30 protein-coding genes are annotated in these 22,665 nt (G+C 67.5%); 20 read left to right on the forward strand and 10 right to left on the reverse strand.

Features of this window, described 5'->3' with window-relative positions; genetic code table 11:
- Positions 1-187 precede the first annotated feature (187 nt).
- Together WNM05_RS01250 and WNM05_RS01255 are read right to left on the reverse strand one after the other, a co-directional pair.
- Entirely contained in the window at positions 188-1,303 is a 1,116-nt protein-coding gene (locus WNM05_RS01250) for an ABC transporter ATP-binding protein (RefSeq protein WP_434631803.1), read from the reverse strand.
- A gap of 142 nt (positions 1,304-1,445) precedes the next feature.
- Positions 1,446-2,834 carry an OprD family outer membrane porin gene (locus WNM05_RS01255; RefSeq protein WP_434631804.1) on the reverse strand — a complete coding sequence of 463 codons (1,389 nt, stop codon included), beginning with the start codon at positions 2,832-2,834 and terminating at the stop codon, positions 1,446-1,448.
- A 675-nt stretch (positions 2,835-3,509) separates the two neighbouring features.
- On the opposite strand from WNM05_RS01255, the gene WNM05_RS01260 reads away from it, so the two are divergent.
- Together WNM05_RS01260 and WNM05_RS01265 are read left to right on the forward strand one after the other, a co-directional pair.
- Entirely contained in the window at positions 3,510-5,483 is a 1,974-nt protein-coding gene (locus WNM05_RS01260; RefSeq protein ID WP_434631806.1) for a peptidase U32 family protein, read from the forward strand.
- Positions 5,484-5,610: 127 nt separating this feature from the next.
- The gene (locus tag WNM05_RS01265; RefSeq protein ID WP_434631808.1) at positions 5,611-5,829 is read left to right on the forward strand and encodes a DUF7661 family protein; all 219 of its coding nucleotides are present in this window, start codon (positions 5,611-5,613) and stop codon (positions 5,827-5,829) included.
- A 62-nt stretch (positions 5,830-5,891) separates the two neighbouring features.
- On the opposite strand, the gene WNM05_RS01270 is transcribed toward WNM05_RS01265, so the two are convergent.
- Positions 5,892-6,014, reverse strand: coding sequence for a hypothetical protein (locus tag WNM05_RS01270; protein WP_434631810.1), 123 nt, complete (start codon positions 6,012-6,014; stop codon positions 5,892-5,894).
- A gap of 81 nt (positions 6,015-6,095) precedes the next feature.
- Between WNM05_RS01270 and WNM05_RS01275 the strand changes: the two genes are divergently transcribed.
- Positions 6,096-6,578, forward strand: a complete 483-nt coding sequence (locus tag WNM05_RS01275; RefSeq protein WP_434631812.1) for an MAPEG family protein — start codon at positions 6,096-6,098, stop codon at positions 6,576-6,578.
- Positions 6,579-6,641: 63 nt separating this feature from the next.
- Positions 6,642-6,842 (forward strand): DUF3079 domain-containing protein, encoded by a 201-nt coding sequence (locus WNM05_RS01280; RefSeq protein ID WP_434631814.1) that lies wholly within the window; start codon positions 6,642-6,644, stop codon positions 6,840-6,842.
- A 115-nt stretch (positions 6,843-6,957) separates the two neighbouring features.
- On the opposite strand, the gene WNM05_RS01285 is transcribed toward WNM05_RS01280, so the two are convergent.
- A complete protein-coding gene (locus WNM05_RS01285; RefSeq protein WP_434631816.1) occupies positions 6,958-7,263 on the reverse strand; it encodes a glycine zipper domain-containing protein in 306 nt (101 codons plus the stop codon).
- Between the two features lie 173 nt (positions 7,264-7,436).
- Here WNM05_RS01285 and WNM05_RS01290 point away from each other — a divergent pair, with 173 nt between their 5' ends.
- The 7 genes from WNM05_RS01290 to WNM05_RS01320 all read left to right on the forward strand — a co-directional run bounded on the left by WNM05_RS01290 (position 7,437) and on the right by WNM05_RS01320 (position 11,373).
- Positions 7,437-8,636 (forward strand): alkaline phosphatase family protein, encoded by a 1,200-nt coding sequence (locus WNM05_RS01290; RefSeq protein WP_434631818.1) that lies wholly within the window; start codon positions 7,437-7,439, stop codon positions 8,634-8,636.
- Between the two features lie 32 nt (positions 8,637-8,668).
- The gene (locus tag WNM05_RS01295) at positions 8,669-9,184 is read left to right on the forward strand and encodes a DUF2867 domain-containing protein (RefSeq protein ID WP_434631820.1); all 516 of its coding nucleotides are present in this window, start codon (positions 8,669-8,671) and stop codon (positions 9,182-9,184) included.
- A 46-nt stretch (positions 9,185-9,230) separates the two neighbouring features.
- The gene (locus WNM05_RS01300; RefSeq protein WP_434631822.1) at positions 9,231-9,665 is read left to right on the forward strand and encodes a hypothetical protein; all 435 of its coding nucleotides are present in this window, start codon (positions 9,231-9,233) and stop codon (positions 9,663-9,665) included.
- Between the two features lie 51 nt (positions 9,666-9,716).
- Positions 9,717-10,007: a putative quinol monooxygenase gene (locus WNM05_RS01305; protein ID WP_434631824.1), complete on the forward strand. Its 291-nt coding sequence runs from the start codon at positions 9,717-9,719 to the stop codon at positions 10,005-10,007.
- 20 nt (positions 10,008-10,027) lie between these two features.
- A complete protein-coding gene (locus WNM05_RS01310) occupies positions 10,028-10,381 on the forward strand; it encodes a nuclear transport factor 2 family protein (protein ID WP_434631826.1) in 354 nt (117 codons plus the stop codon).
- Complete coding sequence (locus WNM05_RS01315; protein ID WP_434631828.1) at positions 10,378-10,911, forward strand: hypothetical protein; 534 nt, start codon at positions 10,378-10,380, stop codon at positions 10,909-10,911. The genes WNM05_RS01310 and WNM05_RS01315 overlap by 4 nt, the downstream gene beginning before the upstream one ends.
- Before the next feature lie 72 nt (positions 10,912-10,983).
- The gene (locus WNM05_RS01320) at positions 10,984-11,373 is read left to right on the forward strand and encodes a YkgJ family cysteine cluster protein (protein WP_434631830.1); all 390 of its coding nucleotides are present in this window, start codon (positions 10,984-10,986) and stop codon (positions 11,371-11,373) included.
- A 116-nt stretch (positions 11,374-11,489) separates the two neighbouring features.
- Here the strand turns inward: WNM05_RS01320 and WNM05_RS01325 are convergent, their stop codons facing one another.
- From WNM05_RS01325 to WNM05_RS01340, 4 genes are all read right to left on the reverse strand, one after another.
- Positions 11,490-11,678 carry a hypothetical protein gene (locus tag WNM05_RS01325; RefSeq protein WP_434631832.1) on the reverse strand — a complete coding sequence of 63 codons (189 nt, stop codon included), beginning with the start codon at positions 11,676-11,678 and terminating at the stop codon, positions 11,490-11,492.
- A 224-nt stretch (positions 11,679-11,902) separates the two neighbouring features.
- On the reverse strand, positions 11,903-12,373 hold the full coding sequence (locus WNM05_RS01330; protein WP_434631834.1) for a glycine zipper family protein: 471 nt from the start codon (positions 12,371-12,373) through the stop codon (positions 11,903-11,905).
- Positions 12,374-12,389: 16 nt separating this feature from the next.
- Complete coding sequence (locus WNM05_RS01335) at positions 12,390-12,824, reverse strand: hypothetical protein (RefSeq protein WP_434631836.1); 435 nt, start codon at positions 12,822-12,824, stop codon at positions 12,390-12,392.
- A 77-nt stretch (positions 12,825-12,901) separates the two neighbouring features.
- A complete protein-coding gene (locus WNM05_RS01340) occupies positions 12,902-13,339 on the reverse strand; it encodes a Spy/CpxP family protein refolding chaperone (protein ID WP_434631838.1) in 438 nt (145 codons plus the stop codon).
- A 190-nt stretch (positions 13,340-13,529) separates the two neighbouring features.
- On the opposite strand from WNM05_RS01340, the gene WNM05_RS01345 reads away from it, so the two are divergent.
- The 8 genes from WNM05_RS01345 to WNM05_RS01380 all read left to right on the forward strand — a co-directional run bounded on the left by WNM05_RS01345 (position 13,530) and on the right by WNM05_RS01380 (position 20,428).
- On the forward strand, positions 13,530-15,764 hold the full coding sequence (locus WNM05_RS01345) for a DUF3141 domain-containing protein (protein ID WP_434631840.1): 2,235 nt from the start codon (positions 13,530-13,532) through the stop codon (positions 15,762-15,764).
- Positions 15,765-15,875: 111 nt separating this feature from the next.
- The gene (locus WNM05_RS01350) at positions 15,876-16,136 is read left to right on the forward strand and encodes a VF530 family DNA-binding protein (RefSeq protein ID WP_434631842.1); all 261 of its coding nucleotides are present in this window, start codon (positions 15,876-15,878) and stop codon (positions 16,134-16,136) included.
- 77 nt (positions 16,137-16,213) lie between these two features.
- Complete coding sequence (locus WNM05_RS01355) at positions 16,214-16,783, forward strand: DUF4337 domain-containing protein (RefSeq protein ID WP_434631844.1); 570 nt, start codon at positions 16,214-16,216, stop codon at positions 16,781-16,783.
- Positions 16,784-16,883: 100 nt separating this feature from the next.
- Complete coding sequence (gene gstA, locus WNM05_RS01360) at positions 16,884-17,495, forward strand: glutathione transferase GstA (protein ID WP_434631846.1); 612 nt, start codon at positions 16,884-16,886, stop codon at positions 17,493-17,495.
- 125 nt (positions 17,496-17,620) lie between these two features.
- A complete protein-coding gene (locus tag WNM05_RS01365; RefSeq protein ID WP_434631848.1) occupies positions 17,621-17,953 on the forward strand; it encodes a nucleotide pyrophosphohydrolase in 333 nt (110 codons plus the stop codon).
- 56 nt (positions 17,954-18,009) lie between these two features.
- Complete coding sequence (locus WNM05_RS01370; RefSeq protein ID WP_434631850.1) at positions 18,010-18,732, forward strand: NAD-dependent protein deacylase; 723 nt, start codon at positions 18,010-18,012, stop codon at positions 18,730-18,732.
- A 74-nt stretch (positions 18,733-18,806) separates the two neighbouring features.
- Positions 18,807-19,610 carry a mechanosensitive ion channel family protein gene (locus WNM05_RS01375; RefSeq protein ID WP_434631852.1) on the forward strand — a complete coding sequence of 268 codons (804 nt, stop codon included), beginning with the start codon at positions 18,807-18,809 and terminating at the stop codon, positions 19,608-19,610.
- A 98-nt stretch (positions 19,611-19,708) separates the two neighbouring features.
- Complete coding sequence (locus WNM05_RS01380; RefSeq protein ID WP_434631854.1) at positions 19,709-20,428, forward strand: hypothetical protein; 720 nt, start codon at positions 19,709-19,711, stop codon at positions 20,426-20,428.
- Here WNM05_RS01380 and WNM05_RS01385 read toward each other — a convergent pair.
- Positions 20,425-21,042 (reverse strand): short chain dehydrogenase, encoded by a 618-nt coding sequence (locus WNM05_RS01385; RefSeq protein ID WP_434631856.1) that lies wholly within the window; start codon positions 21,040-21,042, stop codon positions 20,425-20,427. The genes WNM05_RS01380 and WNM05_RS01385 overlap by 4 nt on opposite strands.
- A gap of 91 nt (positions 21,043-21,133) precedes the next feature.
- Between WNM05_RS01385 and WNM05_RS01390 the strand changes: the two genes are divergently transcribed.
- On the forward strand, positions 21,134-22,060 hold the full coding sequence (locus tag WNM05_RS01390) for a LysR family transcriptional regulator (protein WP_434631858.1): 927 nt from the start codon (positions 21,134-21,136) through the stop codon (positions 22,058-22,060).
- 3 nt (positions 22,061-22,063) lie between these two features.
- Here the strand turns inward: WNM05_RS01390 and WNM05_RS01395 are convergent, their stop codons facing one another.
- Complete coding sequence (locus WNM05_RS01395; protein ID WP_434631860.1) at positions 22,064-22,633, reverse strand: hypothetical protein; 570 nt, start codon at positions 22,631-22,633, stop codon at positions 22,064-22,066.
- Positions 22,634-22,665: the final 32 nt, after the last annotated feature.

The following is a 22,665-nucleotide window of genomic DNA, read 5'->3' on the forward strand; positions in this document are numbered from 1 at the left end:
AAGTAGGTCCCTGCCGCCGGCCGCCGGCAAGCGGGCAATGATCGTCGCGCGGATTTTCATCGATTCCTTGGCGGCGGCATCGGTCGATGGGTTGGCTGATGACCGTGGCTGGGCCTGAGCGGCCGGCGCTTGTGGATAAATATGAAGTCTGTGCTTTCCTGTGGATAAATCCGGCGGGTTGCCGGCGTCACGCGCTCAGTTCGGCCGCCGGCCGCAACGCCGGCTCCGGCCGTTCCAGCGCCAGGCCGTCGCCGTCGAACAGATGGCAGTGGAGCGGATCCGGCGCGATGAAACGGCGTTCGCCGGGCCGGGGCTCGGCCTCGTGGCCGGGCAGCTTCATCGCGATCGTCTCGCCTTCGCCCGCGTGCCGCAGGTAGACGATCTGCTGGTCGCCCAGATGCTCGACCAGCTGCACCGTCGCCGCGAGGCCGGCCTCGGCGAAGCGCAGGTGTTCGGCTCGCACGCCCAGCGTCAGCTCGTCGGAGCCCGCCCCGATGAATGGCAGCGCCAGCCGGAATCCGCCCGGCAGCTCCAGCTCCAGGCCGCCGGCGTGACGGCCCAGCGCGCGCGCCGGCATGAAGTTCATCCGCGGCGCGCCGAGGAAGCCGGCGACGAAGCGGTTGGCCGGGCGCTGGTACAGCTCGAGCGGCGCGCCCACCTGTTCGACGCGGCCGGCGTTGAACACCGCGATGCGGTTGCCCATGGTCATCGCCTCCACCTGGTCGTGGGTGACGTAGATCATCGTGCTGCCCAGCTCCTGGTGCAGCCGCGCCAGCTCTATCCGCATCTGCACCCTGAGCGAGGCGTCCAGATTGGACAACGGTTCGTCGAACAGGAAGACGCCGGGCCGGCGGACGATGGCGCGGCCTATCGCGACGCGCTGGCGCTGGCCGCCGGACAGCGCCTTGGGCTTGCGGTCCAGCAGGTGCTCGATCTGCAGCGTCTGCGCGGCGCGGCGCACCGCGGCGTCGATCTCGGCCCGGCGATGGCCGGCCAGCTTCAGGCTGAAGGCCATATTGTCGCGCACCGTCATGTGCGGATACAGCGCGTAGCTCTGGAACACCATCGCCAGGCCGCGCTTGGCCGGCTCGATGTCGTTGGCCAGCTTGTCGTCTATCCACAGCTCGCCGGAACTGATGTCCTCCAGCCCGGCTATCATCCGCAACAAGGTCGACTTGCCGCAGCCGGACGGGCCGACGAAGACCATGAATTCGCCGTCGGCCATCTCCAGGCTGACGTCGTCGATCGCGACGTGGCCGTTGTCATACACCTTGCCGATGTGCTTCAGCGCGAGTCGGGACATCTGATTGCTCCTCGGTGGGGGGATCGATTCCGCCGCGGCCGGTCCATGACGGTCCGGCGGGTCCTGGCCGAATCATGCCATATGCAATTCTGCGGCGCTGCCGGCGAAGACGGCAGCCGCCGCAAACGCCGGCGGCCGCGCGTCAGAAGGTCTTGCTGTAGGAGGCGATCACCTTGACGTCGTTGCGGTCCTTCTTGCCGTAGAAGTCGCCGGAGCGATACCAGGCCGGATACACGCCTATGCTGGCGCCCTTCAGCAGGCCGTTCTGCACCGCGTAGCTGGCGCTCAGGTCCAGCTCGCGCGCCTTGCTGTCCGGCGCGCCGGGGTTCTTCAGCCCGGTGGCGTAATTGCCGCTGATGCCGACGCTGAGGCCGGGCAGGCCCTGCTTGGCGAAATCGTAGCTCGCGCCCAGCTTCGCCACCCGGCTGCCGTCCCAGACGAAGTCGTCGTCCTGGCCCCAGGTCTGGATGAAGTTGCGGTTGTCGCTGTTGCCGTACGGCGTCAGGCGGAAATTGACTTCGCCGCCGTCCGGATTGCGGCTCTTGCCCAGCGCGGCCATCAGGGTCAGGCCGCCGCTGGCGTAGCTCAGACTGGCGCTGGCATGCCAGGCCAGTTGCGAGTTGGGCAGGCCCAGCGGCGCCAGATCCTTGCCCTGGAAGTAGTAGGCGACGCCGGTCAGCGTGTCGCCGCCGGCCAGCTTCCAGCTGTAGGAGCCGGCGATCTGAGCGGTGCGGCGATAGTCCTTGCCCTCGCCGAAGCCGATGTCGACGAAGGCCCCGTCCGGCGCGTAGCGCAAGCCTATGCTGTTGACGTAGGCTATTTTTTTGGCCTGGCTGCCCTTGCTGCGGCCCTGCTCCCAGGAATTGGTCATGTCGCGGAAGCGGTAGTCCCATTCGTTGCGGAACTGGTCGGCCCAGCCGTAGCCGAGCTCGAAGTCGCCCAGCTTGTATTTGCCTTCGAAGCCGCGGTAGGCGTGCGACTGCAGGCCGCCGGAGGTGCCGAGCGCGCCGATCGCTATCGGGGTGTAGCCGGCGCGGGCGGAGAAGCCCTGTCCGTCCGGGTGCTGGCGGAATTTCAGCGCCGCCTGGCTCAGCACCGCGTCGCTCTTGTCCTTGCCGCCGCCGCCCTCCGCCGGATCGCTCATGTCGTTGTAGTCGTGGTACAGCACTTCGGAGAAGCCCATGCCCTTGTTCAGCCGCAGCGAGGCGTGCGCGGCGGCGTCGAAGCCCAGCGTGTTCCAGGCGTAGCCGGACTTGAAGTTCAGGCCCAGGTTCAGCGCGTTGACGCGGATGTCGCCGCCATTGCTGTCATTGGGCTGTTTTTCCTGCCGGTCGCGTCCGTAGTACAGCGCGCTGAAGGTGGTTTCCGATTTGGTCAGCAGGTCGTAGACGTCGCTGGCCGGAATCGCGTTCTGGGTGCCTTTCAACGGGGGGCCGTCGCTGGACGGCGGGACGGAAGGTTCCTCTTCCGCCAGGGCGGGGCCGGACAGCGCTGCCAGCGCCGCCAACAGCCAAAGATGTCGCTTGTGCATTTTTGTGCTCCAGGTCCGATTGGGGAATCCGTCTGCGGGAATCCTGGAGGCACCTTATCTGGCCTTATATTGGTCTTCAAATGGTATTGGATTATCTCAGTGAAAATCGATTGTCATGGCGTTGCAATGCTGCCATGCGGTACGATTTTTACCGCGATTTATCACTTTACTGGCCTGTTTTTTGCCTGGATATTGAAGATTCAATCGATTTAACGGCTTAGATGCCGCATTTTTGCGCGAAAAAGACCAGCTTGTGATTGGGTCTGAAAATCAATCCAATAGAATACCAATCTGGTTTTCGAAACAGAGCATATCGGGCTTGTTGCGGCGCAATATACTCGACGGATGCGAACAAAAAAATGTCCGCGCGCGTGGCGGGCGGACGGCAACGAGGAAGCTAGGGCAGGGCGATACGATCAAAACGGTCAGGCGAGGAACACCGGGGCGGCGAGGCGGTGCGCGGACGCGGTCCCGATATTTCGGGGTAGCAGCCGGCATAGGGCCAGGCAATGCGCATCGGGCGGCCTAGGTAGTCGCACTTAGCGCCGCCGACGCGGGCCGGCGACGCGATTTTGTCGTTTCCTAGCGTGCCGCTACCTATAAGCCCATGATTCCGCTATACTTCTGCGCCCGCCTGCCGGCGTGAACCAACCCTTTGCGAATTCCGGAACCGCCATGAGCCTGTTGCCGCACCAAGTCGAACTGCTGTCACCCGCCAAAACCGCCGAAATCGGCCGCGAAGCCATCCTGCATGGCGCCGACGCGGTGTATATCGGCGGGCCGTCGTTCGGCGCGCGCCACAACGCCTGCAACAGCGTCGAGGACATCGCCGCGCTGTGCGATTTCGCCCACCGCTATCACGCGCGCATCTTCACCACGCTGAACACCATCTTGCACGACGCCGAGCTGGAAGGCGCGCGCAAGCTGATCTGGCAGCTCTACGACGCCGGCGTCGACGCGCTGATCATCCAGGATATGGGCATCCTGCAGATGGACCTGCCGCCTATCCAGCTGCACGCGTCCACCCAGTGCGACATCCGCGACGCCGACAAGGCGCGCTTCCTGTCCGACGCCGGCTTTTCGCAAATCGTGCTGGCGCGCGAGCTGACGATTCCGCAGATCAGGAAGATCGCCGACCGCGTCGCCGATTCCGCGACGATCGAATACTTCATCCACGGCGCGCTGTGCGTGGCCTTCTCCGGCCAGTGCTACATCAGCCACGCCGACACCGGCCGCAGCGCCAACCGCGGCGACTGCTCGCAGGCCTGTAGGCTGCCGTACACGCTGACCGACGAGAAGGGCGGCGTGGTGGCTTTCGACAAGCACCTGCTGTCGATGAAGGACAACAACCAGAGCGCCAACCTGGAAGCGCTGCTGGACGCCGGCGTGCGCTCGCTGAAGATAGAGGGGCGCTACAAGGACGTCAGCTACGTCAAGAACATCACGGCCCACTACCGGATGCTGCTGGACGAGATCTTCGAGCGCCGGCCGGAGCTGGCGCCGGCCGCCAGCGGCAGCAGCGAAATCCACTTCACGCCGGACCCGGACAAGACCTTCCACCGCGGCGCGACCGACTACTTCGCCACCGGCCGCAAGCAGGACATCGGCGCCTTCGATTCGCCGAAGTTCGTCGGCGTCGGCCTCGGCACCGTGCACAAGGTCGGCGACGGCTGGCTGGAGATCGCCACCAGCGAGCAGATGGCTAACGGCGACGGCATCAACTTCATGAGGAAGCGCGAGGTGGTCGGCATGCAGCTGAACACCGTCAAGCAGGTGGGCAAGGCCGAGGGCGGGCTCTTGGTGTGGCGCTGCGAGCCCAACGATCCGGCGGCGCTGCAAGGCCTGAAGCCCGGCGTCGACATCAGCCGCAACCGCGACCACGCCTGGGAACTGGCGCTGCTGAAGAAATCGGCCGAGCGCCGCGTCGGCGTCTGGGCCTCGCTGTCCGAAACCACCGACGGGCTGGAGCTCAGCTATACCGACGCCGACGGCTGCACCGCCAGCGCCCGCGCCGAGCTTCAGCTTGAGCCGGCCAAGGACGCCGCCCGCGCCGAGCAGAGCCTGCGCGACGCCGCCGCCAAGCTCGGCAACACCATGTTCGAGGCGCACGACGTGTCCTTGAATCTGAGCCAGCCGTGGTTCGTGCCGGCCTCCGTCATCAACGGTCTGCGCCGCGAAGCGGCGGAGAAGCTGGAAGCCGCCCGCGCCGCCGCCTGGATCCGCCCGGCGCGCAAGGCCGCCGTCGAGCCGCCGGTCGCCTTCCCGCAGAAGGAGCTCAGCTATCTGGCCAACGTCTACAACGCGCTGGCCTGGGACTTCTACAAGCGGCACGGCGTCGAAGTGATAGCGCCGGCCTACGAGGCGCATCAGGAGGAGGGCGAGGTCAGCCTGATGATCACCAAGCACTGCCTGCGCTTCTCCTACAATCTGTGTCCGAAGCAGGCCAAGGGCGTCAAGGGCGTGATGGGCCAGGTGCGCGCCGATCCGATGATCCTGAAGTCGGGCGACGAGACCTATACGCTGAAGTTCGAATGCCGGCCCTGCGAGATGCACGTGATGGGCAAGATGAAGAAGCACGTGCTGAAATCGCCGCCGCCGTCCGAGATTCCGGCTTCCGCGCCGATCACCTTCTTCAAGCAGCGGCCGTAAAACGCCCCTCCAGCCTCACCCCGAAGGGGCGACGCACCTAAACGGCGAAAAGGTCAGCGACAGGGCGTTGTGCCGGCGGCGATCGATCTGCGATCATGAACGCCTGAGCGCAAGCGGAGCCCCAGGTATGCGAACGTATCGATTCACGGTCTATGGCCAGATCATCGCGGTGGAACGGCATGGCTCCGGCTGGCGGGCCTTCCTGCCCGGCAACGACGGCAAGCGCCGGCCCGCCGATTTCGTCGTCCCGGACTGGGTGGCCGAAGACGGCCTGGCCCAGTATCTGGAAGACCTGCTTCACGAGAACGCGACGCCGCGCAACGGCGATGTGAAGCGGCTGGACTGAGAGCCTGTTCACGATCTTGTTCCGGCATCGGCCGCTTTCCGCCGCACACCGGTCTGTCCGGCCTAATTCCTCCCCGTCATCACGCCGCCGTCCATATCCAGCACGGCGCCGGTGATCCGGCCGGCCTTGTCCGACAACAGAAATTCAATCGCGCCGGCCACGTCGTCGGCGCTTTCGAATGACATTTCCATTTTTTCGGCGCGGTGGCATCCTTGCTCATCGGGCCGGCCTCGTCCGGCCGCATCCCATGCGCTCGGGGAGGCGGAATGGAGATCGTCGGCGGACGCGAGGCGGGGGCAGACGGCGATCAGCCGCTGCCGGCGCCGGCCTATCACGATGAGGAGGCAACGATGATCTATCCGATGTTCGCGCTGGTACTGCTGACCTTTTTCGTCGGCATCCGCCTCGGTTCCTGCCGTTTCGCCAACGCCCGCTCCGGCCGGGTCGACGGCCGCTATTACCGGCTGATGCGGGGCGATACGCCGCCGGACGGAGAATTGAAGCTGGCGCGCAATTTCTCCAATCTGTTCGAGGCCCCGGTGCTGTTCTACGTGTTCGGCGCCATCGTCATCGCCAAGAACCTGACCGCGCCGCTTCCGCTGGCGCTGGCCTGGAGCTATGTCGCGCTGCGCGCGGTCCACACCGCCATCCATCTGGGCCGCAATCACCCGGTCCACCGTTTCCTGGCCTTTCTGGCGTCCTGCATCGTGCTGTTGGCGATGTGGGGCTGGCTGGCGCTGGTCCTGTGAGCGCGCGCTGATCGCTTATTCCAGATCAATGCCGGGGAGCGGAGACGGCCGCACAATGAAAGCATGCCAGCCGCCACCGCCAGGAAATTTCCCCTCCATCCCCGTCATCCCGAGCGCATCTGCTGGGGCTGCGACAAGTATTGCCCGGCCTCGGACATGGCCTGCGGCAACGGTAGCAGCCGCACCCAGCATCCGATGGAGGTTTTCGGCGAAGACTGGTTCGAGCCGGATCCAGGCCTCGGCGATGCTGGCCGTGACGGGTAGGCGCCGGCAATGAAAAACGGGACGCATGGCGTCCCGTTTTTCATACTGAGCGGCTAGCGCGACACGAAGCAGGGCGCGCTGGCCCAGGCCGCGGGGGCAGCGAGGCGTCAGCCGATCAGCAGCGGCCCTTCTTCGCCTGTCCCGGCGGGCAGTGATAGCCGCGATGATGGTGGCGATGCTTGCGATAGCTGCGTTCCTTCGTCGGTTCGGCCTTGCGGCCGTAGTCGTGGCCGATGGCCGCGCCGGCGCCGCCGCCCACCGCGCCGCCGATGATGGCGCCGTTGCGGCCGCCTACGGCCTCGCCGACCGCCGCCCCGGCGGCACCGCCCAGCGCGCCGCCGACTATGGTGGACGTATCCGCCTGAGCGGTCGCGGCCAATCCGGATAAAATCATCGAAATGATGACAAATATGAGCTTCATGCGTTCATCTCCGATCAAAACAGATGGGGCAGCATACTATAACCATGCGGCAGCCGACTGTATCGGATTGTTAGACAAGGCCATGCCTGCGCTACCGCGGCCGTTCCGCCGGCCGCTCGCCTCGCGTTGACGCGGCGCCGCGCGCTGTCGAGAATGGGGTTTTCGACCTTCCGATGAGGGCTGCGATGGCCGATCTGGCCTGTCCCGGCGCCGCCTGGCCCGACTACGACGGCGGAAGCCTGCTCAATCTGATGCGGACGCTGAGCGGCGAGCTCGGCGGCCCCGATCTGGGCCACGCGCCGCTGCGCGGCGACGCGCTGGACGGCATAGGCCGCCACCGCCACGTCTGCCTGCTGCTGATAGACGGCCTGGGCGCCGCCCAATTGCGGCGGCTCGGGCCGGACAGCCGCCTGCTGGCCGAGCAGCGGGCCGAGATCGGCAGCGTGTTTCCGCCGACCACCGCCGCCGCCGTTACCACGGTGCTGACCGGCCGCGCGCCGGCCGAGCACGGGCTGATAGGCTGGCACCAGTTGCACGGCGACGAGATCATCGCGCCGCTGCCGCTATATGTGCGCGATCCGGCGGGCAGCGCCAGCGCGCCGCAGGCGCTGGCCGATTCGCTGTTCCGCGCGCCGCCGCTGTTCGAGCGTTTCGCCCGCCCGGCGGCGCTGCTGCTGCCGGATTTCATCGCCGATTCCCCTTGCAGCCGTTTCCATGCCGGCGATGCCGAGCGCGTCGCCTATCGCGGGCTGGACGACGGTTTTCGCCGCTTGGAGGCGAGGCTGCGGTCGACGACGCCGGGTTTCCACTACCTCTACCTGCCGCAGCTGGACACGCTGATGCACGAGCGCGGGCCGGATTCGGCGCAGGCGCGGCGGCTGCTGGCCGCTATCGATGCCGCCTTCGCCGCGCTGCTGGAGGCGGCGGCGGCCTGCGACGCCGCGGTGGTGGCCATCGCCGATCACGGTTTCGTCGCCGCGCCGGCGACGCAATGGCTGGACGTCGACGCCGACGCCGAACTGTACGGGCTGTTGGCGCGGCCGTTGTCGGGCGAGACCCGTCTGGCCTACTGCCATGTCCGGCCCGGCCTCGCCGGGCGCTTTCTCGAGCTGGCGCGCGAGCGCCTCGGCCACGCCTGTTGGGCCGTGCCCGGCGCCGAGCTGCTGGCAGCCGGGGTCTTCGGTCCCGGGACCGCGCATCCGGAACTGGCGCGCCGTTGCGGCGACGTCGCGCTGATCGCCAGGCCGGGCTGGAATCTGCGCGACACCTTGCCGGGCGAGAAGACCTTGCGGCTGTCCGGCGTGCACGCCGGCGTCCATCCGGACGAGCAGGCGATTCCGTTGATCGTATTCCGACCGGTGCCAATGGCATAATACGGACATCTGTCCGAAACGGGAGCGACGCCATGAACCATGCCGTATATCCATCCTCCGCGCCGGCCGGCAGCCGCATCGCCGCGCGGCTGGCCGGCGCCGATTTCGCCGACGCCTGGTCGGTCAGGGCCGCCGAGCCGCAGTTGTCGGCGCTGGGCCAGTTCCTGCGCGTGGCCGCCGCGACGCCGCGCTGGGTGGAAAACTGCATGCGCTTGCGCAATCGCGTCGTGCGCCTGTTCGGCCTGAAGGACCTGGGCGGCCTGTCCGACGTGGCGACGCGGCCGCCGGAGGCGTTCCTGCCCGGCGACCGGGTCGGCATCTTCACGCTGCTGGAGAACGGCGAGGACGAGGTCCTGCTCGGCGACAGCGACAAGCATCTGGACGTGGTGCTGTCGGTGCACCGCGCGCGACAGGCCGATGGCGGCGCGGTGTTGACGCTGACCACGGTGGTCCATGTGCACAATCTGCTGGGCCGCCTGTACATGCTGCCGGTGACGCCTATGCACAGGCTGATCGCGCCGGCGACGTTGCGGGCGGCCGGACCTTGAGGCTTGCGGCGCGCCTTTTCCGCTTGAAGCTTGGGGAGGCTAGCAAATGACGACAGGCGAATTTGACGCCGGCGCGTCGGACAAGGCGGAGATAGACCGTCTGATCGCGGCGTTTTTCGCGCTGTTCGACAACCGCGGAGGCGTCCGGCCCGATCTGGACCGCATTTTCGCGATGTTCACCGCCGACGGCCGGATCACCAGGGTGGAGGGCGCCGAGGCGCGGCAATGGTCGTTGGAGGCGTTCATCGCGCCGCGCCGCGACCTGCTCTGCGGCGGCGGACTGGACGATTTCTGCGAGCAGGAAAGCGGCGAGCAGACCTGGATAGAAGGCAGGCTGGCCAGCCGGATCAGCCGCTACCGCAAGGCCGGCCGCCTGCATGGCCAGCCCTATGCCGGCGGCGGCACCAAGCTGTTCCAGCTGGTGCGCGGCGCCGACGGCTGGCGCATCGCCGCGATGTGCTGGGAGGACGAGGCCGACTAGAGCCTGCCGGTACCATGGCGTTTCCGTTTTTTTTTTCGCAAAGGACCCCGCATGTTTCCGCTGATCGTCACCCTGGAAGTTTCCGCCGCCGAAGATATCGCGCAGGTGGCCGCCGCGCTGGCGCGGATGCGGCCGCTGTGCCTGGCCGAACCGGGTTGCCTGCTGTGGGAGGCCTACCATTCGGAGGCCGATCCGCGCCAGTTCGTGCTGGTCGAGCATTGGGAAAGCCGCGCGCACTGGGAGGCGCACGGCAAGCTGGACGCGATCCAGACCATCTATCTGCCGGAGGTGATGCCGCGCGCGAAGCGGGCCGGCCATCCGTCCATCCGGCTTGGCGTTTGAAACCGCAAGGAGGGACGCCGATGCTGGACAAGACATTTGCCGAGACGCTGGCGCGGGAGTGGATAGCGGCCTGGAACAGTCATGATCTGGCGCGCATCCTGGCGCATTACCGCGACGATTTCGAAATGCGTTCGCCGTATATCGCCGAAATGACCGGAGAGCGGTCCGGCCGGCTGCTGGGCAAGCCGGCGGTGGCCGCCTACTGGGCCGAGGCGTTGCGGCGGCTGCCCGAGCTGCATTTCGAGCACCTGGCGACGCTGACCGGGGTGGATTCGCTGACGATACACTACCGTGGCGCGCGCGGGCTGGCGGCCGAAGTGCTGTGGGTCGACGAGGCCGGCAAGATCCGGCGGGCGGCGGCGCATTACCAATGACAGGACCATTGCCCGACCGGATATTGATCGTCGGCGGCAGCGGCGCGGGCAAGAGTACGCTGGCGGTCCGGCTGGCCAAGGCATCCGGCGCGCCGCGGGTGGAGCTTGACGCGCTGTTCTGGGGGCCGGGCTGGACGCCGCGAGACGCTTTTTCAGCCGAGGTGGCGGCGCTGGCGGCGCAGCCGCGCTGGGTGGCGGAAGGCGGCTATCTGTCGGCGCTGGAGTGCTTGCTGCCGCGCGCCGAACTGGTGATCTGGCTGGACTACCCCCGTTTGCTGCTGGCCTGGCGCATCGTGCGGCGCAGCCTGCGCCGGGCCTGGCGGAGGGAGGCGCTGGCGCATGGCAACCGCGAGACCCTGCGCGGCGCGCTGTTTTCGCGCGATTCCTTGCTGCTGTGGATGTGGCGGGGCCATGCCCGTCGCGTCCTGGCGCTGTCGACGCTGAGGAGCGCGCATCCTGGCGCGGTCTGGCTGGCGCCGCGAAGTCCGTCCGAAGCCAGGCGGCGGTTGGCCGGCATCTTGCCGTCCTGAGCCATCGACCGTAGAATGCGCGCTTTCCCGTAAGGGGAAAGCTTTTCGTATTCAATGTGTTAAGGATGAGCCATGGCCGACGTCAACCGCTTGGAAACCTGGATCAAGTACAAGAACGGCCTGTGCGGCGACTGCATGGCGTCCTGTTGCACGATGCCGGTGGAAGTGAAGCTGCCGGATCTGGTCCGCATCGGCGTCGTCGACGAGTTCGAGCTGGAAGAGCCGATCAAGAACATCGCCAAGCGGCTGGAGAAGCAGCGCGTGATCCAGCACTTCAATTTCAAGAACAGCCTGTTCACGCTGGCGCAGCGCGCCAACGGCGATTGTCTGTACCTGGATGCCGGGACCCGGCTGTGCACCATTTACGACAAGCGGCCCAATACCTGCCGCAACCATCCGAAGATAGGCCCGAAGCCGGGCTTCTGCGCCTATACCCGAGATAGCCGGCGCAGGCAGCAATAGTTCCGGCCGGGCATGGTTCCACGTGGAACGGCGGTCTGGCGGCTGCGGCCCGCAGCCACGGTAACGCGGGTGGAGCGGAGTCGGGCGCCCAGCCGCGCGGCCGGGCGCGATGGCGTTTACGGTTGGGCGGGCGTCGGGGCCTGCTGGGCGGCCGGCGCGTCTATCATCCGCATATCGTGCAGCGACAGCGGCACGCTGGGCTGCACGACGGCCGTATCGAACGGGCGGCAATTGGCATCCTGGGCGCTGGCGATGCCGGTGGCCAGGAACAGGCCGGCCAATAGGGAGGTATACAGTCTGGACATGGCGGGATCCTTTTTGCTTGTTGACGGATGTGCTGTCCCCTGAGTTTCAGACCCGGTGAAGCGAAAGAAACGCCGGTGGGCACTTCCAGTATCGCCAACGATTCGACTGCTGTTAGTACGGAAGATTCTCTTTTTCCTTCAATATGTTAATTGGTTTGTCCCGGCCTGGATAAATTGACCGGAGCATGCCTGCGCGGGCGAAAAGCGTCGCGCCGGCGCATCGCCTACATCGGCGGAGGCGGGTAGCCGGCGCGCGGCGGCGGATAGGACGGCGCCAGGCGCTGGCCCGGCAGCTGATTGCCCTTGGCGTACATGCACTGCTGGTAGGCGATGTCGTAGCGGGCCTGCGCGTCGTAGCCGGCGTAGGCGCCGCTGGAGCCGCCGACGGCGGTGCCGGCCAGCAGACCCATGCCGGCGCCGACGCCGGCGCCCTGGTGGTTGCCGCCTATCAGCGTGCCGGCCGCCGCGCCGACCACGGTGCCCAGCGCCATATTGGCGGCGAGACTGCTGCCGGCCGCCTGATTGCCGTCGACGCTGTTGCCGGCGGCGTAGGCGCGGCATTGCTGCTCTTCCTGGGCGAATACTTCGAACGGCTTGCCCGGCGCCGGCATCACCGCCACGGTGGGGCCGGTCGGCAGCGTGGCGCAGGCCGCCAGCAACGGCGGCAGCAACAGCGCGCAATAGCGTGTCTTCATCGCGATTCCTTTCCCGTCATTGCGGCGGCCGCGCCGGCACGGTCTTCCAGCCGCCCGGACATTCGCTGACATACGGGTAGTACTGCTTGGCCGCCCTGCAGTAGTACCAGACCTGGGCCGGCTCCTGCGGCGCGACGGCCGCCGGCGGCGCGGCCGGGACCATCGGCACGGCGGGCGCGACCGGCACCGGCGCGACGGCTATGGCCGGCGGCGCGTACAGGCTGGGATAGGGATAGACGGGAGCGGTATAGAAGTACCAGGCGCCGCCGACGACCCACCACCAGCCCATCCGGCCCTGGTAATAGCCGTGGTGCCAATAGCCGCCGCGCCAGACGTCGACGCTGATGCGCGGCGGCCCGCCGTGGTGGTGGTACGCTTCGGCCGGGGCGACGGCGGCCACGGCCAGCGTGGCGGCCAGCCATGCGCCGCTCAAGCGGATGCAGCCTTTCATGATGAGCCTCTTTCTGCTGGATTCATCGTTGTCGCCGACCGGCTGACGCCGGGCCGGCCGCGTCGGCCGCCTGCGCCTCAGCCATTGGCCGGCGCGGGCGCCTCGGGTTTGCCATGCGGACGGTGCAGGTGGTCCATGATCTTCTGCTGCTCCGGCGTCAACTGGGCGTAGAAGGTTTTCAGCGCGTTCAGATGCTTCTGCATCGCGTCCTGCCGGCGCTGCATCATCCGCTCCATCTTCTCCGGCGCGGTGGCGTTATCGTCCATCGGCGGCCTGGCCATTTTCTCCGGCTTCATCGACGCGGCGAAAGTCTGCCAGGCAGCCTCCTGCTGCGGCTGGATCTTCAGCTTGTCGTGCAGCATCTGCAGGTGCTTGGCGCGCATTTCCTCGCGCTTGGCCGGATCGGCGTGCCAGCCCTTGTGCTGCGGGGCGGGGGCCGGCGCGTCGTCGGCGTAGGCGGCCGAGCCGGCGAGCAACAGGCCGGAGACGAGCAGGGATTGGATCAGCTTGGTCATGGTCTTGTTCCTTCCGCTATCGGTGTGGGGTGAATGCAGTATTGGCGGCAATTGTCAGGCTAGTTTTTCGCGAAAAATCGCTTGTGTTTAAGACTGTTAACCGGCAATACCCTGTTGACACTTGCCCGGCCGGCGGTACGCCGCGCCGCCGTGGACTACAGTGAAGACGGATGACAACCGGGAGAGCGGCATGGCCGAAGGAGAAAAAACGGGCTGGTGGTGGTGGGGGCAGCACTGGGCGGATTACTGGACCGACGCGGCCCAGCGCGGCCTGCTGTTTTGCGACGTGCTGCGCGAGCGCGGCGACACGTATCGGGAGCACGCGGCCTCCGGCCATCCGCCGGTGCTGGTGTTCGATTACGACATCATCGTCGACGGACGGGAGCTGGAACAGCCGGTCAACTACGCGCTGGCGGCGATCCGGCCGCCGGCCAGCTGCCCGCCGACCGATCCGGGCCTGCGGCCCTTCGTGGTGATAGACCCGCGCGCCGGCCACGGTCCCGGCATAGGCGGCTTCAAGATGGACAGCGAGATCGGCATCGCGATGCGCCAGGGCCATCCCTGCTATTTCGTGATGTTCTTCCCGGTGCCGGTGGAGGGCCAGACCATAGAATGCGTCTGGCGCGCGGAAAAGGCCTTCCTGAAAAAGGTCAACGAGCTGCATCCCAGCAGTGCCGGCAAGCCGTTCGCCATCGGCAACTGCCAGGGGGGCTGGGCGCTGGCGATGGTGGCGGCGTCGGCGCCGGAGCTGGTCGGGCCGATACTGCTGGCCGGGTCGCCGCTGTCCTATTGGGCGGGCGTCGCCGGCAAGAACCCGATGCGCTACCAGGGCGGCATGCTGGGCGGCACCTGGATGGCCTCGCTGGCCGGCGACCTCGGCAACGGCCAGTTCGACGGCGCGCAGCTGGTCGGCAATTTCGAGCAGCTGGACCCGGCCAACACCTATTGGAAGAAGGGCTATCACCTGTACGCCAATATCGACCGCGAGCGCGATCGCTTCCTCGAGTTCGAGCGCTGGTGGGGCGGCCATTTCCTGCTGAACAAGCAGGAAATGGAGTGGATCAGCCAGAACCTCTTCGTCGGCAACCGGCTCAGCCGCGGCGAGGTCTACCTGGAGGACGGCGCGGTGCGCATAGACCTCAGGCAGATCCGCTCGCCCATCATCGTGTTCGCGTCCTGGGGCGACAACATCACGCCGCCGCAGCAGGCGTTGTACTGGATCGCCGATCTCTACCGCGACGTCGAGGACATCCGCAGCAATGAGCAGACCATCGTCTACTGCCTGCACGAGCAGATCGGCCACCTGGGCATCTTCGTTTCCGCCGGCGTCGCCAACAAGGAACATAGCGAGCTGGCCAGCGCGCTGGACCTGATAGACGTGCTGCCGCCGGGCCTGTACGAGGCGGTGATCACCGACACCCATCCGGAGACGCCGGGCCTGCAATACCTGCAGGGCCGCTACGTGATCCGCTTCGAACCGCGCGAGGTCTCCGACATCCTGGCGCTGGGCGACGGCCGCGACGGCGAGCGCGCCTTCCAGGTGGTGAAGCGGGTGGCCGAAATCAATCAGCAGTTGTACGACTGCTTCGTCTCGCCGTGGCTGCAGGCCGGCAGCACGCCGTGGACGGCGCATATGCTGCGGGAAATGCATCCGTCGCGCTTCGAGCGGAACTGGTTCTCCAGCGGCAACCCATTGCTGACCGGCCTCGCGGAATGGGCCGAGAAAACGCGCGCGGCGCGCAAGCCGGTGGCGGCCGACAATCCGTTCTGGCAGTGGCAGCAGACAGTGTCTGACTGGACCGGCAGCTGGCTGGACGGCTGGCGCGACCAGCGCGACGCGCTGAAGGAGATGACCTTCCGCGCCGTCTACGACGCGCCGCTGACCGCCGCGCTGGTGGGCCTGCATCCGCGGCGGCCTTACACGGTGCGCGCCCACGGCGGCGGCTGGGAACGGCAGGAGATGCTGAGGCTCAAGCGGCTGGAGCTGGAGCAGTACTATTCAGAGGGCGGCCCCGTCGACGGTTTCCTGCGCTTGCTGATCTATGTCGCCATCGGCAACGGCGTCGTCGACGTGCGGCCGTTCAACGCGATACGCCGCGTGATGCAGGACACCGGATTCGGCGAGGAGCTGACGCTGGAGGCATTCAAGCAGGCGGTGCGGCGCCAGACCTGGCTGGTGCGCAACGACGAGAAGCGCGCCTTGGCGACGATCCAGGACCTGCTGCCCGACGAGGGGCAGCGGGCGATGGCGCTGGAACTGGTGATGCTGCTGCTGGGCGCGGCCGGGCCGATCAGCGTCGAGAAGCAGCAGCGGCTGGGGCGGGTGGCGCTGGCGATGGGCATAGCCGATGGCGGCAAGCAGGAGGAGGACGCCGCGCCGCCGGCGCCGAAGAAGCCCAGGCCGCGGCGCAAGGCGGCCCAGTAGCCTTGCCGGCCGGCGGCCTCCCGGGGCCGCCGGCCGCGAGCGGGCGATGCTGGCGAAGACCTGGAACTGGCCTTACACTCGCCGCTTTGCCGCAAACGGAGAGCGAGCGCAATGAGCACGCAGCCCAACAACCCCACCCACGGCGTCACGCTGGAGAAGATGCTGAACGAGCTGCTGGCGCATTACGGCTGGGACGGCCTGGCCAGCCGCGTCGACATCCGCTGCTTCAGCCATGAGCCCAGCATCAAGTCCAGCCTGGTGTTCCTGCGCCGCACGCCGTGGGCGCGCGCCCAGGTGGAGGCGCTGTTCGTCGAGATGCGCGCCCGGCCGGCCGACGGCCGCCCAAGGCTGTTCGGCAAAAAGGGCGGCTGACATCCGATTGCAGGCCGGCCGCGTTATGCTGCTCAGGGGCGGCGGATGATCCGCGCGCCGACGCGAGGAGAGAAAGCATGGAAGTCGAGATCAGCGTGGAGGCGGAAAAGAAGCGCCTGAACAGTTGGGTGGCGCTGACGGTGGTGCTGTTGTCGGTGCTGATGGGGCTGGGCAAGCTGAAGGACGACAATATCGTCCAGGCGCGCCAGCTGCTGAAGGCGGACGCGGCCGACGGCTGGTCGGAATACCAGTCCAAGAAGATCAAGCAGCACCTGAGCGAGGCCGGTCTGCGCCAGGCGCGGATGCTGGCGCTGGCCAATCCGGCCGCGGCGGCGTCGCTGGCGCCGCAGCAGCGCGAGCTGCAGCAGGACGTGGCGCGCTACCAGCGGGAGGGCGAGCTGCTGCGCGCGAAGGCCGAAGGCAAGGAGAGGGGGTTGGAGGCGCTGAACGCGCGGCACGACCTGTTCGACGTCAGCGACGCCGCCTTGTCGATCGCGGTGGCCTGCGCGGCGGTCGCGGCCTTGTCGGCCAATCTGCTGCCGCTGTTCACCGCCTGGGCCTTCGGCGCGGCGGGCGCGCTGTTCTGGCTGGCCGGCTTCGCCGGCTGGGGCCTGCGCGCGGACTGGCTGGTCGGCTTGCTGGGCTGAACCGGGCGATCGTGGCCGGCGGGGGCTTGCAATCGGCATGTTTTTGGCTCAGGCTGGGCGCGATCGCATTTTGTCCCGCCCTCACCACAGGAGCATCGAGATGAAACTGTACTACTCCTCCGGCGCCTGCTCGCTGGCTTCGCATATCGCGTTGTTCGCCAGCGGCCTGCCGTTCAGCGTCGAAAAAGTCGACCTGCGCGCGACGCCGCACACCACCGCCGCCGGCGCCGATTTTTCGGCCATCAATCCGAAGGGCTATGTGCCGGCGCTGCAACTGGACAACGGCGAGTTGCTGACCGAAGGCGCGGCCATCCTGCAGTACATCGCCGATCAGGTGCCGGACAAGCGGCTGGCGCCGGCCAACGGCACGCTGGAGCGCTACCGGCTGCAGGAATGGCTGAACTTCATCGCCACCGAGGTGCACAAGAATTTCTCGCCGCTGTTCTTCGGCAAGACCGAGGAAGTGAAGGACGACGCCTGGGCGCGGTTGCAGCCGCGCTTCGCGCTGTTGCAGCGCCAGCTGGACAAGGCGCCGTACCTGTTGGGCGGCGAGTTCGGCGTGGCCGATGCCTATCTGTTCACCTGCCTGTCCTGGGCGCAGTATGTGCAGCGTTCGCTGGCCGATTATCCGGCGCTGCTGGACTTCCTGAAGCGCGTGGCCGCGCTGCCGGCGGCGCAGCAGGCGCTGAAGGCCGAGGGACTGTCCCAGTAGCCGCAAGGCGTTCCGACCGACGATGCCCGGCGCCGCCGGGCATTTTTCATCGCGCGCGCCGCGCGGCCGGCAGGGGGTGGCAGGCGCCAAGACGCTGATGTTTCACGTGAAACCGGAAGAACGACATGAAAGACGACACATTGATAGACGCGCGCGGCCTGGGCGCCGCGCTGCAGCGTTTCGCCGACGAGCGCGACTGGAACCGCCATCACACGCCGCGCAATCTGATGCTGGCGCTGGTCGGCGAAGTCGGCGAGCTGGCCGAGATCTTCCAGTGGCTGGACGACGACGCGGCGGCCCGCTTGCGCGACGATCCGGCGCGTTTCGCCCACCTGCGCGAGGAGATCGCCGACGTGCTGTTCTACCTGACGCGGCTGGCGATGGTGACGGGAGTGGACCTCGACGAGGCGGCGCGCGACAAGCTGGCCAAGAACGCGATCAAGTATCCGGCGCCCTGACCCTTACGCTATAGTGCCTTTACAGCCGGAGACGGTGGCAAGAGAGCGGCAATGACGTGACACCCCAGCAACAACTGCAGCAATGGATAGACGGCGCCCAGCGCATCGCGGTGCTGAGCGGCGCCGGCATGAGCACCGAGTCCGGCATTCCCGACTTCCGTTCCGCCGACGGCTTGTGGGCGCAGGACATGACGCTGGCCGATGTGGTGTCGATAGACTATTTCCGCCGCGCGCCGTCGGCGTTCTGGCAGGCCTTCCGCGACATCTTCCGCATCAAGCTGATCGGCGGCTACGAGCCCAACGACGGCCACCGCTTCCTCGCCGCGCTGGAGGCGGCCGGCAAGGAAGTCACCATCCTGACCCAGAACATAGACGGCCTGCACGGCCGCGCCGGCAACCGCCGGGTGCTGGAGCTGCACGGCACGTTGATGAGCGCCAGCTGCCCCGACTGCCGGATGCCGCATCCGCTGGACTATGTGCAGCAACACGAGGTGCCGGCCTGCCGCCGCTGCCGCGCGGTGCTGAAACCGGACGTGGTGCTGTACGGCGAGGCGGTGCCGTTGATAGACGTGGCTTTCCAGGCGGCGCTGAACGCCGAGCTGCTGTTGGTGATGGGCTCGTCTCTGGAAGTGTCGCCGGTCAATCTGATTCCGGTGGAGGCGGCGCGCGCCGGCATACCGTGCGTGCTGATCAATTACACGCCGACCCGATTCGACACGCTGTTCGACCTCTGCATCCACGCCGGAATCGGCGACACCTGCCGCCGGCTGTCCTGCTGATCCGGCTGGCGCGGCGCCGAGCCGACGCCTATCTTGAGAAAACCGCCGCCGGCGGCTTTCAAGGGGAATAGGCAATGGACCGCATCAACTGGAATCACTGGCTGGACCTGGCTGTCGCCTTCGGCGGCAACATCGTCGCCGCCATCCTGCTGTGGCTGATCGGACGCTGGCTGATCGGCCTGTCCACCCGGATGCTGGACGAGCAGCTGAGCGCGCGCCAACTGGACCCGACGCTGCGCCGCTACGCGCATTCTTTTTTGTCGGTGACGCTGACCGTGGTGCTGGTCATCGGCATTCTCGGCTTCTTCGGTGTGCAGACCACCACCTTCGCCGCGGTGATCGCCGCAGCGGGCGTCGCCATCGGCATGGCCTGGAGCGGATTGCTGGCCAACTTCGCCGCCGGCATCTTCCTGGTGGTGCTGCGGCCGTTCAAGGTCGGCGATGTGGTCCTGGTGGCCGGCGTCACCGGCCAGGTGCGCGAGATCGGCCTGTTCGCCACCACGCTGGACACGCCGGACGGCGTGCAGACCCTGGTCGGCAATAACAAGATCTTCTCCGACACCATACAGAACTACAGCGCCAACAGGGTGCGCCGCGTCGACCTGAAGGCGCAGCTGGCCAGCAGCGCCGACCACGCCCAGGCGATCAGCTTGCTGCGGGATGCGATCAGCCGCATTCCCAACGTGCTCGCCGCGCCGGCGCCGGACGTGGGCCTGCTGGAGTTCACCACGCTCGGTCCGGTGCTGGCCGTGCGGCCCTATTGCGCGCCCGAGCACTACTGGCAGGTGTATTTCGACGCCAACCGCGCGATCCGCGAGACGCTGGGCGCGGCCGGTTTTCCGGCGCCGGAACAGGCAATGGTAGTGCGTCAGGCCTGAACGTCCCCGTGAGCCATTTTTACAAGCCCGGCGGCGGCGCTTGCCTTTAAATGCCCCGGCATGCCGCGCATTCGGCGCGGCGCCGACGGGGAAACGGGATGAGAATAGACGTGTTGAATGCCGGACTGCGCCAGTTCGCGGCCGGTGTCGGCGAACAGGCCGCCAGGGCGGGTCGGGGATTGGCCGGCATGTTGCGGCGGGTGGCCAATGCGGTGGCGACGCCGCATCGACCGGCGGCGGCGCCGAACGGGCGGGGCGAGCTGGCGGCGCGCCTGCGCGGCGGCCGCGGCGCGGACTTGCCCAAGGCGTCCGGGCTGCAGCGGGGCGGCGCCATGCGCACGCCGGTCTGTCCCGGCGACATCAAGGCGGCGATGCGGACCAAGCTGGCCAGCCTGAAGGCCGATATGAGCGATCCGGTCTATCGCCGCCAGGCATTGGAATCGACGTATGCGGTGATCTACAGCGAGGCCAAGCAGGCCTTCTTCCGCGCGAACGGCGGCAAGATGCCGGACGGCTACCTGCGGGCGCTGGGCGAGGAGGCGCGCGCGATCGGCCTGCCGGGCGCGGAAAAGCACGGCGCCTTCATCCCGGCAGGCGACGGCGCGAGTCCCTTCGTCAACTATCTGCTGAGCCCGGTCCAGAAGCAATTCAGCTCGCGGGTGAGCAATGAGTCGCAAAAGCAGCTGTTCCGCGATTATGCCCGGCAGCTGGCGATGGAACTGGTGGCGCCGCACGCCGAAGCGCGCGGATGGATGCCGCCGGCCGACTTCGCCGCGAGGCTGGAAGCGGTCGGCCGGCCGTGGCTTGACCGTCCCTAGTCCAGCCGGCCCAGCCTGTAGGTCTGGCCGGTCTGGGCGCCTTCTATGCTCAGGCTGTAGGCGCGCGCGACCTGGCGCGCCTCCACCAGCGGCACGCCGCGGAACAGCGGGCCGTATTCGGCTTCCGATTCCGCCAGCAGCAGGGGGCTGACCAGATTGATGCGCTGCCGGCGCGGCAGTTCGACGGCGGCGGCGTTGACGAAGCCCTCGAGCGCGGCGTTGGCCATATAGACATTGCTCAACAGCGGCACGATGGCCTGCGGCTGCCAGGCGCCGCCGATCAGCGTGAACGAGCCGCCGTCGGCCACCTTGTCCAGGCCGCGCAGCACCACGTTGACCTGGCCCATCAGCTTGGCGTCCAGGCCGACGCGGTAGCGTTCGGCGCTCATCTCGGCCAGCGGCCCGACATGGCCGTTGCGGCCGCCGGTGGCCACCGCCACCGCGTCGAGCCTGGGCAGCCGGCCGTACATCGCCGCAATGCTCTGTTCGTCCTCGATGTCCACGCGCACATCGCCGTGATGGCGGCCGGCGACGATCAATTCGTGGCGGCCGGACAGCGCGTCGACGACGGCGCGGCCGATATTGCCGCTGCCGCCTATCAGCAGGATCTTCATATCGTTCTCCTCAATTGCGTGTCGGAGTCGCCAGCTTAGGTGTGTCCACGGCTTGGAAAAACCGGGCAAACGTGGAAATATTGGAATTGATATGGAAACAATCGAGCCATCATCGGAATTGGCGCTGGTCTTTCTCCACGTGGTGGAGGCCGGCAGCATCACCGCCGCCGCCGCGCGTCTGGCCACGTCGAAGTCGCAGGTCAGCAAGCAGCTGAGCCGGCTGGAAGCCCAGCTGGGCGTGCAGCTGCTGTACCGCAGCACACGGCGGCTGACGCCGACCGAGGCCGGACGCGCCTATCTGGACTATTGCCGCAGGCTGCGCGCCCTGCTGCGCGAATCGGCGGCGGCATTGCGCGGCCTGAACGAGGAGGCGGCGGGAACGGTGAGGCTGACGGTGCCGCAGATGTTCGCCAGCGTTTTCGGCGCCGAGCTATTGTTGGCTTTTCATCAACAGTATCCGGCGATAACGGTGGAGCTGGATATCAGCCTGGCCGAGCGCGACCTGGAAGAGGGCGGCTTCGATGTCGCCGTCCGTTCCGCGCCGGCGCTGCCGCCGCAATTGGTGGCGCGTTGCCTGTTCTTCACCCGGGACTGGGTGGTGGCGTCGCCGGCGCTGCTGGACGGGCACGGCGCGCCGCGGGAGCCGGCCGCGCTGGCGCGGCTGCCCTGCGTGGTGCACGACAGCTACCATCGCGGCGCGCGCTGGCTGTTCGAGCGCGCCGGGCGGGTGGAGGAGGTGGAGGTGTCGCACTGGCTGCAGGCCAGCGACTACAGCCTGAACCGGCAACTGGCCGAGGCCGGCGCCGGTTTCGCCCGGCTGCCGGATTTCGCCGCCGCCGCCGCGGTGCGCGACGGCCGGCTGCGGCGGGTGCTGGCCGACTGGAACACGCCCAGCCACCCGGTCTACCTGCTCTATCCGAAGAAGGCGCCGCAGCCGGCGAAGGCGAGGGCGCTGATCGACTTCATCGCCGGCTGGTTCGATGGCGCTGCGCCGGAACGGCTCGCCGGCGCCGGCTAGCGGCTACATCGACGCCGGGAAGGCGCCTTCGTCCTCGCAGTTTTCCACCTGGATGTCGTCGGGTCCGGCGTTGGGGACATAGACCTGGTTGACCGGGGACGGCGGCAGCGACGGATCGGGCGCGCAGTTGGCGCTCTGGCCGGGACCGACCGCCACTTGCACGCCGGCCTTCAGCTGGCAGCGCACCACGCTGTCCAGCTGGCTCCAGGCCGGGCAGATGGCGTTGGCGGCCTGATATTGCGCCACCGTGCCCTGCGGCTTGCTGAACGACCACCATCGGCCCAGGCGGGAGTTGGGCTTGGCGCTGTCCCACACCCGGTAGACGACGACGCCGGCTGCGACGGCATCTTGCTGGTAGACGGCTCCTTCGCACAGGCCGCCGTTGCCGGGCGCGCCGATCGCCTTGGACAGCAGCTCCGGATTCTGCGCCGCCTTCATGCCGTCAGGCGGCGGCAGCACGCTGCCGACGCAGCCGGTGGCGGTGGTTCCGATCTTGGCGGGCGGGGGGGCGGCGCAGCCTATCAGGATCAGGCTGAGCGAGGCGGCGGCGGCGAGGCGCAGCGGTGAGGGCATGGCGGGTCTCCTGTGATCTGAATCCGATTGCA

The organism is Chromobacterium sp. CV08 (genome assembly GCF_051129845.1).
Lineage (GTDB): Bacteria > Pseudomonadota > Gammaproteobacteria > Burkholderiales > Chromobacteriaceae > Chromobacterium.

Excerpts from the sequence above, each read along its gene's own strand:
- WNM05_RS01250 (WP_434631803.1), bottom strand. The coding sequence starts at position 1,303 with ATGTCCCGACTCGCGCTGAAGCACATCGGCAAGGTGTATGACAACGGC.
- WNM05_RS01255 (WP_434631804.1), bottom strand. The coding sequence starts at position 2,834 with ATGCACAAGCGACATCTTTGGCTGTTGGCGGCGCTGGCAGCGCTGTCC.
- WNM05_RS01260 (WP_434631806.1), top strand. The coding sequence starts at position 3,510 with ATGAGCCTGTTGCCGCACCAAGTCGAACTGCTGTCACCCGCCAAAACC.
- WNM05_RS01265 (WP_434631808.1), top strand. The coding sequence starts at position 5,611 with ATGCGAACGTATCGATTCACGGTCTATGGCCAGATCATCGCGGTGGAA.
- WNM05_RS01270 (WP_434631810.1), bottom strand. The coding sequence starts at position 6,014 with ATGTCATTCGAAAGCGCCGACGACGTGGCCGGCGCGATTGAATTTCTG.
- WNM05_RS01275 (WP_434631812.1), top strand. The coding sequence starts at position 6,096 with ATGGAGATCGTCGGCGGACGCGAGGCGGGGGCAGACGGCGATCAGCCG.
- WNM05_RS01280 (WP_434631814.1), top strand. The coding sequence starts at position 6,642 with ATGCCAGCCGCCACCGCCAGGAAATTTCCCCTCCATCCCCGTCATCCC.
- WNM05_RS01285 (WP_434631816.1), bottom strand. The coding sequence starts at position 7,263 with ATGAAGCTCATATTTGTCATCATTTCGATGATTTTATCCGGATTGGCC.
- WNM05_RS01290 (WP_434631818.1), top strand. The coding sequence starts at position 7,437 with ATGAGGGCTGCGATGGCCGATCTGGCCTGTCCCGGCGCCGCCTGGCCC.
- WNM05_RS01295 (WP_434631820.1), top strand. The coding sequence starts at position 8,669 with ATGAACCATGCCGTATATCCATCCTCCGCGCCGGCCGGCAGCCGCATC.
- WNM05_RS01300 (WP_434631822.1), top strand. The coding sequence starts at position 9,231 with ATGACGACAGGCGAATTTGACGCCGGCGCGTCGGACAAGGCGGAGATA.
- WNM05_RS01305 (WP_434631824.1), top strand. The coding sequence starts at position 9,717 with ATGTTTCCGCTGATCGTCACCCTGGAAGTTTCCGCCGCCGAAGATATC.
- WNM05_RS01310 (WP_434631826.1), top strand. The coding sequence starts at position 10,028 with ATGCTGGACAAGACATTTGCCGAGACGCTGGCGCGGGAGTGGATAGCG.
- WNM05_RS01315 (WP_434631828.1), top strand. The coding sequence starts at position 10,378 with ATGACAGGACCATTGCCCGACCGGATATTGATCGTCGGCGGCAGCGGC.
- WNM05_RS01320 (WP_434631830.1), top strand. The coding sequence starts at position 10,984 with ATGGCCGACGTCAACCGCTTGGAAACCTGGATCAAGTACAAGAACGGC.
- WNM05_RS01325 (WP_434631832.1), bottom strand. The coding sequence starts at position 11,678 with ATGTCCAGACTGTATACCTCCCTATTGGCCGGCCTGTTCCTGGCCACC.
- WNM05_RS01330 (WP_434631834.1), bottom strand. The coding sequence starts at position 12,373 with ATGAAGACACGCTATTGCGCGCTGTTGCTGCCGCCGTTGCTGGCGGCC.
- WNM05_RS01335 (WP_434631836.1), bottom strand. The coding sequence starts at position 12,824 with ATGAAAGGCTGCATCCGCTTGAGCGGCGCATGGCTGGCCGCCACGCTG.
- WNM05_RS01340 (WP_434631838.1), bottom strand. The coding sequence starts at position 13,339 with ATGACCAAGCTGATCCAATCCCTGCTCGTCTCCGGCCTGTTGCTCGCC.
- WNM05_RS01345 (WP_434631840.1), top strand. The coding sequence starts at position 13,530 with ATGGCCGAAGGAGAAAAAACGGGCTGGTGGTGGTGGGGGCAGCACTGG.
- WNM05_RS01350 (WP_434631842.1), top strand. The coding sequence starts at position 15,876 with ATGAGCACGCAGCCCAACAACCCCACCCACGGCGTCACGCTGGAGAAG.
- WNM05_RS01355 (WP_434631844.1), top strand. The coding sequence starts at position 16,214 with ATGGAAGTCGAGATCAGCGTGGAGGCGGAAAAGAAGCGCCTGAACAGT.
- gstA (WP_434631846.1), top strand. The coding sequence starts at position 16,884 with ATGAAACTGTACTACTCCTCCGGCGCCTGCTCGCTGGCTTCGCATATC.
- WNM05_RS01365 (WP_434631848.1), top strand. The coding sequence starts at position 17,621 with ATGAAAGACGACACATTGATAGACGCGCGCGGCCTGGGCGCCGCGCTG.
- WNM05_RS01375 (WP_434631852.1), top strand. The coding sequence starts at position 18,807 with ATGGACCGCATCAACTGGAATCACTGGCTGGACCTGGCTGTCGCCTTC.
- WNM05_RS01380 (WP_434631854.1), top strand. The coding sequence starts at position 19,709 with ATGAGAATAGACGTGTTGAATGCCGGACTGCGCCAGTTCGCGGCCGGT.
- WNM05_RS01385 (WP_434631856.1), bottom strand. The coding sequence starts at position 21,042 with ATGAAGATCCTGCTGATAGGCGGCAGCGGCAATATCGGCCGCGCCGTC.
- WNM05_RS01390 (WP_434631858.1), top strand. The coding sequence starts at position 21,134 with ATGGAAACAATCGAGCCATCATCGGAATTGGCGCTGGTCTTTCTCCAC.
- WNM05_RS01395 (WP_434631860.1), bottom strand. The coding sequence starts at position 22,633 with ATGCCCTCACCGCTGCGCCTCGCCGCCGCCGCCTCGCTCAGCCTGATC.